Source organism: Streptococcus mitis, assembly GCF_946190325.1.
GTDB lineage: Bacteria > Bacillota > Bacilli > Lactobacillales > Streptococcaceae > Streptococcus > Streptococcus mitis_CF.
Genome location: NZ_CAMHZR010000003.1, coordinates 170,825 through 183,900, shown reverse-complemented (window position 1 = coordinate 183,900; position 13,076 = coordinate 170,825). Strand labels below are relative to the sequence as shown.

Here is a 13,076-nt window from a genome sequence, read left to right as displayed (position 1 = left end):
TTGTATTAAAAAGAGAAGAGTTGGAGAAATCCAGCTCTTTTAAAATATCTCTAGAAAATAGGTCTATACCATTTACAAATAAAAAAGAAAGGTTTATAATGTAATTGACATAATAAATTGTAGAATCAATCTTTTGAGGAGGTTAACATTATGCCTAACTATATTAAAGCGGATCAATTTTTCTACCCACACGGAGTTCGTCGTGGAGGTTACTTGGAACTTGTGGACGGCAAGTTTGGAAAACATGTCGCGCAGATTCCTGAAGGCGCTGAGGTGATTGACTATACAGGCTATAGCATTGCTCCAGGACTTGTAGATACCCACATTCATGGATTTGGCGGTGTGGATGTTATGGATAATAATATCGAAGGAACCCTTCATACCATGAGTGAAGGACTACTTAGTACAGGTGTCACCAGCTTCTTGCCAACAACTTTGACTTCAACTTATGAGCAATTGCTTGCGGTAACAGAAAATATCGGTGCTCGTTATCAGGAAGCAAGTGGAGCGAAAATTCGTGGTATTTACTTTGAAGGGCCTTATTTCACAGAGAAATACAAGGGAGCTCAAAACCCTGCCTATATGAAAGATCCTCGTATGGATGAGTTTCGTGCTTGGCAAAAAGCAGCTAATGGCTTGCTTAATAAAATTGCTCTTGCGCCAGAGCGTGAAGGTGTAGAAGACTTTGTACGGACTATCACTGGAGAAGGTGTGACAGTTGCTCTTGGTCACTCAGATGCAACATTTGACGAAGCTAAAAAGGCAGTAGATGCTGGAGCGAGCGTTTGGGTACACGCCTACAATGGCATGCGTGGGTTAACTCACCGCGAACTGGGTATGGTTGGAGCCATGTACCAATTGCCACATACCTATGCAGAGTTGATCTGTGACGGCCATCACGTAGATCCAAAAGCCTGCGAAATTCTTATCAAACAAAAAGGAACTGAAAATATTGCCCTTATCACAGACTGTATGACAGCGGGTGGATTGGAAGACGGCGACTACATGTTGGGAGAATTCCCAGTTGTCGTTGCAAATGGAACTGCTCGTCTCAAATCTACAGGTAACTTGGCGGGTTCTATTCTCAAACTCAAAGACGGTTTGAAGAATGTGGTTGACTGGAACATTGCCTCTCCACACGAAGCAGTTATGATGGCAAGCTTCAACCCAGCTAAATCCGTTCATATTGACGATGTCTGTGGTCAAATCCGTGAAGGCTATGACGCGGACTTTATCGTACTAGATAAAGATTTGGAATTGGTAGCAACCTATCTAGATGGCGTGAAACGTTATCAAGCATAAGAGAGAAAGTAGGAGTTAAAGACTGATTTCTTTTCAGGTTTTATAAAGAATAAATTGCACCCCAAAAGTTAGATTTTTTCCGCCTAACTTTCGGGGTGTTTTTGTTATGTGTAAAACAGAACTAAATTCACTAGGTAAATTATTCATCTAACTTTTTTGGGGGAGTACTGTTATGAAGATTTTTTAATTTCCTTAAATGAGTAGTAAGAATACAAATAAGGAAATTCTTTGTTGTCTTAAAGTGGCTTCCTTTTGTCTTTAGAAAATACCTCTAAATATGGTAAAATAGTAGAAGAATAATGTGAGGAAAATGAATGTCAAACAGTTTTGAAATTTTGATGAATCAACTGGGGATGCCTGCTGAAATGAGACAGGATCCTGCTTTAGCACAGGCCGATATTGAGCGAGTTGTGGTTCATAAAATTAGTAAGGTATGGGAGTTTCATTTCGTATTTTCTAATATTTTACCGATTGAAATCTTTTTAGAATTAAAGAAAGGTTTGAGCGAAGAATTTTCTAAGACAGGCAATAAAGCTATTTTCGAAATCAAGACTCTGTCTCAAGAATTTTCAAATCAACTCTTGCAGTCCTACTATAGAGAGGCTTTTTCTGAGGGGCCATGTGCTAGTCAAGGTTTTAAGTCCCTTTATCAGAATTTGCGAGTTCGTGCGGAGGGCAATCAACTCTTTATTGAAGGATCTGAGGCGATTGATAAGGAACACTTTAAGAAAAATCATCTTCCTAATTTAGCCAAACAACTTGAAAAGTTTGGTTTTCCAGCTTTTAATTGTCAAGTAGAGAAGAATGATGTCCTGACACAAGAGCAGGAAGAGGCCTTTCATGCTGAAAATGAGCAGATTGTTCAAGCTGCTAACGAGGAAGCGCTCCGTGCTATGGAACAACTAGAACAGATGGCACCTCCTCCAGCGGAAGAGAAACCATCCTTTGATTTTCAAGCTAAAAAAGCTACACCTAAACCAAAGTTGGACAAGGTGGAGATTACTCCTATGATCGAAGTGACGACGGAGGAAAATCGTTTGGTCTTTGAAGGGGTTGTTTTTGATGTGGAGCAAAAAGTGACCAGAACAGGGCGTGTTTTGATCAACTTTAAAATGACGGACTACACTTCAAGTTTTTCGATGCAAAAGTGGGTTAAGAACGAGGAAGAGGCTCAGAAGTTTGATTTAATCAAGAAAAACTCTTGGCTCCGAGTTCGTGGGAATGTGGAGATGAATAACTTCACACGTGATTTGACTATGAACGTGCAAGACGTGCAGGAAGTTGTTCACTATGAGCGGAAGGACTTGATGCCAGAAGGTGAGCGTCGGGTTGAGTTTCATGCTCATACTAACATGTCGACCATGGATGCACTACCCGAGGTAGAAGAGATCGTTGCGACAGCTGCTAAGTGGGGACACAAGGCGGTTGCCATCACGGACCATGGAAATGTTCAGTCCTTCCCACACGGTTATAAGGCGGCTAAGAAAGCGGGAATCCAGCTGATCTATGGGATGGAAGCCAATATCGTGGAGGACCGTGTTCCTATCGTCTATAACGAAGTAGAGATGGACTTGTCAGAAGCGACCTATGTGGTCTTTGACGTGGAAACAACGGGACTTTCAGCTATTTATAATGACTTGATTCAGGTTGCGGCTTCTAAGATGTACAAGGGGAATGTCATTGCTGAATTTGATGAATTTATCAATCCTGGACATCCCTTGTCAGCTTTTACGACTGAGTTGACTGGAATTACAGATGACCATGTCAAAAATACCAAACCACTAGAACAAGTTTTGAAAGAATTCCAAGAATTTTGCAAGGATACGGTCCTAGTTGCCCACAATGCGACCTTTGACGTTGGCTTTATGAATGCCAACTATGAGCGTCATGGTCTGCCAAAGATTACTCAGCCAGTTATTGATACGCTGGAGTTTGCTAGAAACCTCTATCCTGAGTATAAACGTCATGGTTTGGGACCTTTGACCAAGCGTTTTGGTGTGGCCTTAGAACATCACCACATGGCCAACTACGATGCGGAAGCTACTGGTCGTCTGCTCTTCATCTTTATCAAAGAGGTGGCAGAAAAACATGGTGTAACCGACTTGGCTAGACTTAACATCGATTTGATTAGTCCAGATTCTTATAAAAAAGCTCGGATCAAGCATGCGACCATCTATGTCAAGAATCAGGTAGGTCTAAAAAATATCTTTAAGCTGGTTTCTTTATCCAATACCAAGTACTTTGAAGGGGTGCCACGGGTTCCGAGAACGGTTTTAGATGCCCATCGGGAAGGTTTGATTTTAGGCTCAGCTTGCTCTGAAGGCGAAGTTTTCGATGCAGTTGTTTCTCAAGGTGTGGATGCGGCGGTTGAGGTGGCCAAGTATTATGATTTTATCGAGGTCATGCCTCCAGCTATCTACGCGCCACTGATTGCCAAGGAGCAGGTTAAGGATATGGAAGAACTCCAGACCATTATCAAAAGTTTGATAGAAGTGGGAGACCGTCTTGGCAAGCCTGTTCTGGCTACGGGAAATGTCCACTATATCGAACCAGAAGAAGAGATTTACCGTGAAATTATTGTCCGTAGTTTGGGACAGGGATCTATGATTAACCGGACTATCGGTCATGGGGAACATGCCCAACCAGCACCACTTCCAAAAGCTCATTTTAGAACGACTAATGAAATGTTGGATGAATTTGCCTTCTTGGGAGAGGAACTGGCTCGGAAATTGGTAATTGAAAACACCAATGCCTTGGCAGAAATATTTGAACCCGTTGAGGTTGTTAAGGGTGACTTGTACACGCCTTTCATCGATAAGGCTGAAGAAACGGTTGCTGAGTTGACCTATAAGAAAGCTTTTGAGATTTATGGAAATCCGCTACCAGATATTGTTGATTTGCGGATTGAAAAAGAATTAACTTCTATTCTGGGGAATGGATTTGCTGTGATTTATCTAGCTTCCCAGATGCTGGTGCAACGTTCCAATGAACGGGGCTACTTGGTGGGTTCTCGTGGGTCTGTTGGGTCCAGTTTCGTTGCGACCATGATTGGGATTACAGAGGTTAATCCTCTCTCGCCACACTATGTCTGTGGTCAGTGTCAGTACAGTGAGTTTATCACTGATGGTTCTTACGGTTCAGGTTTTGATATGCCCAATAAGGACTGTCCTAAATGTGGCCACAAACTCAGCAAAAATGGGCAGGATATTCCGTTTGAGACCTTCCTTGGTTTTGATGGAGACAAGGTTCCTGATATTGACTTGAACTTCTCGGGAGAAGACCAGCCTAGCGCCCATTTGGATGTGCGTGATATCTTTGGTGAGGAATATGCCTTCCGTGCAGGAACGGTTGGTACGGTAGCTGCCAAGACTGCCTATGGATTTGTCAAGGGCTACGAGAGAGACTACGGGAAGTTTTATCGTGATGCAGAGGTGGAACGCCTTGCTCAAGGTGCAGCTGGTGTCAAGCGGACAACAGGACAACACCCGGGGGGAATTGTTGTTATTCCGAACTACATGGATGTTTACGACTTTACGCCTGTTCAGTATCCAGCGGATGACGTGACGGCTGAATGGCAGACGACTCACTTTAACTTCCATGATATCGATGAGAATGTCCTCAAACTCGATGTACTGGGACATGATGATCCGACCATGATTCGAAAACTCCAGGACTTGTCTGGGATTGATCCTAATGAAATCCCTATGGATGACGAAGGCGTGATGGCCCTCTTTTCTGGGACTGATGTGCTAGGTGTGACTCCTGAGCAAATCGGAACGCCGACAGGTATGCTGGGGATTCCAGAATTTGGAACCAACTTTGTACGTGGGATGGTAGATGAGACGCATCCGACGACTTTTGCGGAGTTGCTTCAGCTCTCAGGTCTGTCCCATGGTACCGACGTTTGGCTGGGCAATGCTCAAGATCTGATTAAGCAAGGAATTGCAGACCTATCGACTGTTATCGGTTGTCGGGACGACATCATGGTTTACCTCATGCATGCTGGTCTGGAACCTAAGATGGCCTTTACCATCATGGAACGGGTGCGTAAAGGTTTATGGCTGAAGATTTCAGAAGAAGAGAGAAATGGCTATATCGAAGCCATGAAGGCCAATAAGGTGCCAGAGTGGTATATCGAGTCCTGTGGGAAAATTAAGTACATGTTCCCGAAAGCCCACGCGGCAGCCTATGTTATGATGGCCTTGCGTGTAGCTTACTTCAAGGTTCATCATCCCATTTATTACTACTGTGCTTACTTCTCAATCCGCGCTAAGGCTTTTGATATCAAGACCATGGGTGCGGGCTTGGATACTATCAAGCGTAGAATGGAAGAAATCTCTGAAAAACGGAAGAACAATGAAGCTTCCAATGTGGAAATCGATCTCTATACAACTCTTGAGATTGTCAATGAGATGTGGGAACGTGGTTTCAAGTTTGGCAAGTTAGACCTCTACCGTAGTGATGCGACTGAATTCATCATTGACGGAGATACACTGATTCCACCATTTGTCGCTATGGATGGTCTGGGAGAGAACGTTGCTAAGCAGTTGGTGCGAGCGCGTGAAGAGGGAGAATTCCTCTCTAAAACAGAACTACGCAAGCGTGGTGGACTCTCATCAACCTTGGTTGAAAAGATGGATGAAATGGGTATTCTCGGTAATATGCCAGAGGATAACCAGTTGAGCTTGTTTGATGAGTTGTTTTAAGGTCTTGGAGGGAAATAGATGAAACTAAGAATATTTGCGGAAGATAAGCCGGCTGAGAAGGTGTTTGACTATCAATTAGAACTTGCTGATCAGACAATTCTTCTATCAACAGCACTCTTGTCAGGTGCTATTGCTTTAGCAGGATTATTCTCTGCTTTGAAAGAAAAATAAACAAAAAGAAAAGGAAGAATAAAATGGTTTTACCAAATTTTAAAGAAAATCTAGAAAAATATGCGAAATTATTGGTTGCGAACGGAATCAATGTGCAACCTGGTCACACTTTGGCTCTCTCTATCGATGTGGAGCAACGCGAGTTGGCTCACTTAATCGTCAAAGAAGCTTATGCTTTGGGTGCGCACGAGGTTATTGTTCAGTGGACAGATGATGTGATTAACCGTGAGAAATTCCTCCATGCGCCGATGGAGCGTTTGGACAATGTGCCAGAATATAAGATTGCTGAGATGAACTATCTTTTGGAAAACAAGGCTAGCCGTCTTGGAGTTCGTTCATCTGATCCAGGTGCTTTGAACGGTGTGGATGCTGACAAGCTTTCAGCTTCTGCTAAAGCTATGGGACTTGCCATGAAGCCAATGCGAATCGCAACTCAATCTAACAAGGTTAGCTGGACGGTAGCAGCCGCTGCTGGACTTGAGTGGGCTAAGAAAGTCTTTCCAAATGCTGCGAACGATGAAGAAGCAGTCGATCTCCTTTGGGACCAAATCTTCAAAACTTGCCGTGTCTATGAAGAAGATCCTGTTAAGGCTTGGGAAGAGCATGCAGCTATCCTCAAGAGCAAGGCCGATATGCTTAATAAAGAGCAATTTTCAGCCCTTCACTACACAGCGCCAGGAATAGATTTGACACTTGGTTTGCCGAAAAACCATGTTTGGGAATCAGCTGGTGCTATCAATGCACAGGGCGAAGGATTCTTGCCAAATATGCCGACAGAGGAAGTCTTCACAGCACCTGACTTCCGTCGTGCAGATGGTTATGTCACTTCTACAAAACCGCTTAGTTATAACGGAAACATTATTGAAGGTATTAAGGTGACCTTTAAGGATGGACAAATCGTTGATATCACTGCTGAGAAGGGTGATCAGGTCATGAAAGACCTTGTCTTTGAAAATGCGGGTGCGCGTGCCTTGGGTGAATGTGCCTTGGTACCAGATCCAAGCCCAATTTCTCAGTCAGGCATTACCTTCTTTAATACCCTTTTCGATGAGAATGCATCAAATCATTTGGCTATCGGTGCAGCCTATGCGACTAGTGTTGTTGGTGGAGCGGAGATGAGCGAAGAGGAGCTTGCAGCTGCGGGGCTTAACCGTTCAGATGTTCACGTAGACTTTATGATTGGTTCTAACCAAATGGATATCGATGGTATCCGTGAGGATGGGACACGTGTACCACTCTTCCGTAACGGTGATTGGGCAAATTAAGGAGATAATATGTTAGGAAGTATGTTCGTTGGTCTCCTAGTGGGATTTTTAGCAGGTACTCTGACCAATCGTGGAGAGCGAATGGGATGTTTTGGAAAAATGTTTCTAGGCTGGATTGGTGCCTTTATAGGGAACTTGCTTTTTGGGACTTGGGGGCCGATAATAGCAGGAACTGCCATTATTCCGGCAGTACTAGGTTCCATGATTGTCTTAGCGATTTTCTGGAGACGAGGAAGTTAATTTCTTAAATCTGATACTCAATGAAAATCAAAGAGCAAACTAGGAAACTAGCCGCAGGTTGCTCAAAGCACTGCTTTGAGGTTGTAGATAGAACTGACGAAGTCAGCTCAAAACACTGTTTTGAGGTTGCAGATAGAACTGACGAAGTCAGTAACATATATACGGCAAGGTGACGTTGACGCGGTTTGAAGAGATTTTTGAAGAGTATGAAACGAAAAGGAGGTTGGTCATTGTACCAGCCTCCTTTTGAGTATGATATAATAGTTCTATGAGATTAGATAAATTTTTAGTTGCCTGTGCTGTGGGGAGTCGGACTGAGGTCAAAAACTTGCTCAAGTCTGGGCGCGTGATGGTAAATGGTAAAAAAGAAAAGTCAGCGAAACTGCAGATTGATGAAGAAAGAGATGAGATTCGCTTTGACGGGCAAGTGTTGGAGTATGAAGAGTTTGTCTACTACATGATGAACAAGCCCAAAGGAGTTATCTCAGCGACTGAGGATCCTAAGCACAGAACGGTTCTGGACTTGCTGGATGATATTGCTCGGAGCAAGGAAGTTTTTCCAGTAGGACGCTTGGATATTGACACGCATGGTCTTTTGCTCTTGACCAATGATGGCCAGCTGGCTCATGCTCTTCTTTCACCCAAGCGTCATGTTGACAAGACTTATCAGGCACAGGTCAAGGGAATTATGACCCAAGAAGACGTAGAGACATTTGCCAAGGGCATTCCGCTCAAAGACTTTACCTGTCAGCCCGCTAGACTGGAGATTCTTTACACAGATGCAGAAAAGAATCAGAGCCAAATCTGTGTGACTATTGCAGAAGGGAAGTTTCATCAGGTCAAGCGTATGGTAGCCTACTGTGGCAAGGAAGTAGTAGACCTACAGCGTTTGGCTATGGGAACTCTGATTTTAGATGAGAACTTACAAAGAGGAGAATGGCGTCGCTTGACCGAGGAGGAATTAGAAGCTCTCCTTGCAAGTATTGCTTAGTTTGGTTTATATTAGAAAAAGGTGAGGAAGAATGTCCTTGCCTTTTATGTTTTTCAGTTGCTTCCTTTGTGAAAAGAGTTATAATAGACTGTAGAATAAAAGGAGGAATCTATGGACGCGATTCAAGAATCATTTACTGATAAACTATTTGCCAATTATGAAGCAAATGTAAAATACCAAGCGATTGAAAATGCTGCCAGCCACAACGGAATTTTTGCAGCTCTAGAACGTCGCCAAAGCCATGTAGATAACACACCTGTTTTCTCATTGGATTTGACCAAGGACAAGGTAACCAACCAGAAAGCATCTGGTCGTTGCTGGATGTTTGCAGCTCTTAACACCTTCCGCCACAAACTCATCTCACAATACAAACTAGAAAATTTTGAGTTATCACAGGCCCACACCTTCTTCTGGGACAAGTATGAGAAATCAAACTGGTTCTTGGAGCAAGTGATTGCGACTGCAGACCAAGACTTGACGAGTCGTAAGGTTAGCTTCCTACTCCAAACTCCACAACAAGATGGTGGACAATGGGATATGGTGGTGTCTCTCTTTGAGAAATACGGTGTCGTGCCTAAGTCAGTTTACCCTGAGTCAGTTTCATCTAGTAGCAGCCGTGAGCTAAATGCAATCCTTAACAAATTGCTTCGCCAAGATGCTCAAATCTTGCGTGACTTGCTTGCTTCTGGCGCAGACCAAGCGACTGTTCAAGCTAAGAAAGAAGACCTCTTGCAAGAAATCTTTAACTTCCTTGCTATGTCATTGGGTCTTCCACCACGTAAATTTGACTTTGCTTATCGCGATAAGGATAACAACTACCAAAGCGAAAAGGGCATTACACCACAGGAATTTTACAAGAAATATGTCAATCTTCCTCTAGAAGATTACGTTTCTGTTATCAACGCCCCAACTGCTGACAAGCCTTACGGCAAATCTTACACAGTTGAGATGTTAGGAAATGTAGTTGGTAGCCGTGCAGTTCGCTACATCAACGTGCCGATGGAGCGCTTAAAAGAATTGGCGATTGCTCAAATGCAAGCAGGTGAGACTGTTTGGTTTGGTTCTGATGTTGGTCAGCTCAGCAACCGTAAAGCTGGAATCCTTGCGACAGATGTTTATGACTTTGAATCAAGCATGGACATTAAACTCACTCAAGACAAGGCTGGACGTTTGGACTACAGCGAAAGCTTGATGACCCACGCTATGGTCTTGACAGGTGTTGATTTGGATGAAAATGGCAAATCAACCAAGTGGAAGGTTGAAAACTCTTGGGGAGATAAGGTTGGTACAGATGGTTACTTTGTTGCTTCAGATGCTTGGATGGACGAATATACATACCAAATCGTTGTTCGCAAAGAATTGCTGACAGCAGAAGAACAAGCTGCCTATGAAGCAGAACCAATCGTACTTGCACCATGGGATCCAATGGGAGCCTTGGCTGAATAAAAGTATAGAAAAAAGGAATCAGATTTTAGAACCTGATTCCTTTTAAGTTGCTTGATTACATGATGTGAAGAACATGTGCCACAATACCCACTGCGAAGAGTGCAAGGATAATAGTGATTGGAGATACTTTTTTCTTAAGCAAGTACATGCAAAGGAGAGTAAGGAGTAGTCCTGATAGTCCAGGGATCAACATATCCAAGTTTTGTTGGAAAGTAGTAACTTTTTCAGGTGTTTGAGACAATCCTTGTCCTACTTGTGCGAATGCTTCTTGAATACCTTTAGATCCTTCTGGCAATTTATCCCAATGGATATAAGCCTTCTCATCTAGTTGAACTTTGGCAACATCGAAAGCAAATTTAATATTTACCCAACGTTGAACAAGGACAGCAAGAATGAACATACCAAGGATAGAAGCTCCTTTAGTGATGTCTTGAAGGATACCGCCAGACATATCTTTAGTGATTTCTGATCCAGCCTTGTATCCAATCTCTTGTGTATACCACAAGAATGACATACGAATCAAGTTCCAAAGAACGAAGAAGAGGATTGGACCTAAGATATTACCAGTAAGGGCAAGTGAAGCACCGAGTGATCCAAGGATTGGGCGTACTGTAAACCAGAATACTGGGTCACCGATACCAGCAAGAGGTCCCATCATACCGATTTTAACCCCTTGGATAGCAGCGTCATCAATTTCAACACCGTTAGCACGTTCTTCTTCAAGTGCAAGAGTAACCCCCATGATTGGAGCGGCTACGTATGGGTGAGTGTTGAAGAACTCAAGATGGCGTTCAAGAGCAGCGATTTGATCTTCTTTTTTAGTGTAGAGTTTTTTAAGAGCTGGAATTAATGAGTAAGCCCAACCCAAGTTTTGCATACGTTCATAGTTCCAAGAACCTTGTAAGAAAGTTGAACGCCACCAAACTTTTTTACGATCTGATTTAGTTAATTGAAGTTTTTCAGTCATGATGTTTTCAGTCCTTTCTTATCTTAGTAGTCTTCTAGGATATCGCCGATTGGGTCGTTAGAAGTTGCGGCTCCACCGCCACCGTTTCCACCAGTTTTAGAAAGGTGAAGGTAGATAAGAGCGATAGCAACACCGATAGCACCAAATCCGATTAGAGTAATATCTGACACGGCAGCAAGCACGAAACCGATAGCGAAGAATGGCCATACTTCACGAGTTGCCATCATGTTGATAACCATAGCGTAACCAACGGCAACAACCATACCACCACCGATAGCCATACCATCTTTAAGCCAATCAGGCATAGCATTTAGAATGCTTTGTACTGTTTCAGTTGGTACCATTAGAAGGAGTGCTGCAGGGACTGCAATACGAAGACCTTGAAGAAGAAGTGCGACAAAGTGAGCACGTTCAACTGCTTTGAAGTCACCTTTTTTAGCAGAAGCATCAGCAGTGTGAACCAATCCGACAGAGAGTGTACGGACAATCATAGTCAAGAATAGACCAGCAACTGCAAGAGGGATAGCAACCGCTTGGGCAACACCGATACCTGTCTTAGTAAAGTCGCCACCAAGAACCATGATAATGGCAGCAGCAACAGAAGCAAGAGCAGCGTCAGGAGCTACGGCAGCTCCGATGTTAGCCCAACCAAGGGCGATCATTTGAAGAGAACCACCAAGGATGATCCCTGCTTCAAGGTTACCAGTAACAAGACCGATAAGGGTACAAGCTACGATTGGTTGATGGAATTGGAACTGGTCGAGGATACCTTCAAGACCTGCTAGGAAGGCTACAACGACTACTAAAACCATAGAAATAATAGACATCTTTAAAATCCTTTCATAAAATCGATTATTGCACGTTTGCTTTGTTGATCAAGTCAAACAAATCTTTTTTGGTGTCGTTTGGTACTTTACGTACATCAAATTCAACACCAAGGTCACGCATTTTTTCAAATGTAGCAACGTCTTCTTTATCCATAGACAAAACGTTGTTAACCATTGTTTTACCAGTTGAGTGAGCCATTGATCCAACATTAAGAGTTTTGATTGGCACGCCACCTTCGATAGCACGAAGGGCATCTTGAGGTGTTTCAAACAAGATAAGGGCATGTGTTCCTCCGAAGCGAGGATCTTTTGCAACGTCGATTAGTTTTTGGATAGGAACAACATTTGCTTTCACTTTACCTGGAGCTGCTTGTTTAATCAATTCTTTACGTAATTCGTCTTTAGCTACGTTATCTGAAGCAACGATGATACGATCTGCTTTTGAATCTGGAGTCCAAGCAGTTGCAACTTGACCGTGAAGTAAACGAGTGTCTAGACGGGCAAGGTTGATTTTGAGTTTACCGTCTCCGATGACAGTTCCTTCTGGAATAGCAGCTTGGGCAACTGGAGCAGCTGCAGCGCTTGCTACTTCCTCAACTGGGTTTAGCTCTTCTGGAAGAGCTTTGATGCCATCTTTGGCTTCTTTAATGATATTAGCAGCGACTTTTTCTACACCTGCAGCAGCGTCCATGAGGCGCTCTGTGTAGGCTTGAATTAACATCGGTAAGTTAAGTCCTGTGATGATGGCAAACTTACGCTCAGGATTTTCTCCCATCACGCGACTAGCTTGGTTAAATGGAGATCCACTCCAAAGGTCAGCCAAAACTAGAACCTCATCTTCTGCGTCAAATGCAGCAACAGCGTTATTAAACTTAGCGTATAAATCATCAGGACCTTCATTTGGCATAAAGGTTACAACTTGAACCTTTTCTTGTTCACCAAAGATCATAGATCCTGACTGATGAATACCCGCAGCAAATTCGCCGTGGCTCGCAATAATGATTCCGATACTCATTATTGTCATTCCTCCTTTTTTGTTTTAGTTTTCGTTTAAGAAAACTTTAAGACTGTTTAAGTATAAACCGTTTTCATCTAAAAATCAACTATTTATCATAAAATAATTAAAAAGATTACATCTGAAAATATTGATATATTGAGTTT

At 43.0% G+C, this 13,076-nt stretch carries 10 protein-coding genes; 7 read left to right on the top strand and 3 right to left on the bottom strand.

The annotated features are described in order from the left end of the window. Window positions 1-150: 150 nt before the first annotated feature. The 7 genes from nagA to pepC all read left to right on the top strand — a co-directional run bounded on the left by nagA (window position 151) and on the right by pepC (window position 10,121). Window positions 151-1,302 (top strand): N-acetylglucosamine-6-phosphate deacetylase, encoded by a 1,152-nt coding sequence (nagA, locus tag N8M95_RS06040; protein ID WP_261116803.1) that lies wholly within the window; start codon window positions 151-153, stop codon window positions 1,300-1,302. Between the two features lie 314 nt (window positions 1,303-1,616). Then, entirely contained in the window at window positions 1,617-6,008 is a 4,392-nt protein-coding gene (locus N8M95_RS06035) for a PolC-type DNA polymerase III (protein ID WP_261116802.1), read from the top strand. Between the two features lie 18 nt (window positions 6,009-6,026). Continuing rightward, window positions 6,027-6,179, top strand: coding sequence for a hypothetical protein (locus N8M95_RS06030; RefSeq protein ID WP_261116801.1), 153 nt, complete (start codon window positions 6,027-6,029; stop codon window positions 6,177-6,179). Between the two features lie 23 nt (window positions 6,180-6,202). Next, window positions 6,203-7,444, top strand: coding sequence for an aminopeptidase (locus tag N8M95_RS06025; RefSeq protein WP_261116800.1), 1,242 nt, complete (start codon window positions 6,203-6,205; stop codon window positions 7,442-7,444). 9 nt (window positions 7,445-7,453) lie between these two features. Beyond that, window positions 7,454-7,684: a GlsB/YeaQ/YmgE family stress response membrane protein gene (locus N8M95_RS06020; RefSeq protein WP_000901574.1), complete on the top strand. Its 231-nt coding sequence runs from the start codon at window positions 7,454-7,456 to the stop codon at window positions 7,682-7,684. A gap of 268 nt (window positions 7,685-7,952) precedes the next feature. After that, window positions 7,953-8,675, top strand: coding sequence for a pseudouridine synthase (locus N8M95_RS06015; RefSeq protein WP_049547113.1), 723 nt, complete (start codon window positions 7,953-7,955; stop codon window positions 8,673-8,675). Window positions 8,676-8,786: 111 nt separating this feature from the next. Then, the gene (gene pepC, locus N8M95_RS06010) at window positions 8,787-10,121 is read left to right on the top strand and encodes an aminopeptidase C (RefSeq protein ID WP_060627190.1); all 1,335 of its coding nucleotides are present in this window, start codon (window positions 8,787-8,789) and stop codon (window positions 10,119-10,121) included. A gap of 55 nt (window positions 10,122-10,176) precedes the next feature. Here the strand turns inward: pepC and N8M95_RS06005 are convergent, their stop codons facing one another. From N8M95_RS06005 to N8M95_RS05995, 3 genes are read right to left on the bottom strand one after another with little or no spacing between them, the layout of a single operon-like run. Then, window positions 10,177-11,088, bottom strand: a complete 912-nt coding sequence (locus N8M95_RS06005; RefSeq protein ID WP_000136864.1) for a PTS system mannose/fructose/sorbose family transporter subunit IID — start codon at window positions 11,086-11,088, stop codon at window positions 10,177-10,179. Window positions 11,089-11,111: 23 nt separating this feature from the next. Continuing rightward, window positions 11,112-11,915, bottom strand: coding sequence for a PTS mannose/fructose/sorbose transporter subunit IIC (locus tag N8M95_RS06000; protein ID WP_000022716.1), 804 nt, complete (start codon window positions 11,913-11,915; stop codon window positions 11,112-11,114). Between the two features lie 25 nt (window positions 11,916-11,940). Next, window positions 11,941-12,930: a PTS sugar transporter subunit IIB gene (locus N8M95_RS05995; RefSeq protein ID WP_004258131.1), complete on the bottom strand. Its 990-nt coding sequence runs from the start codon at window positions 12,928-12,930 to the stop codon at window positions 11,941-11,943. Window positions 12,931-13,076 lie beyond the last annotated feature (146 nt).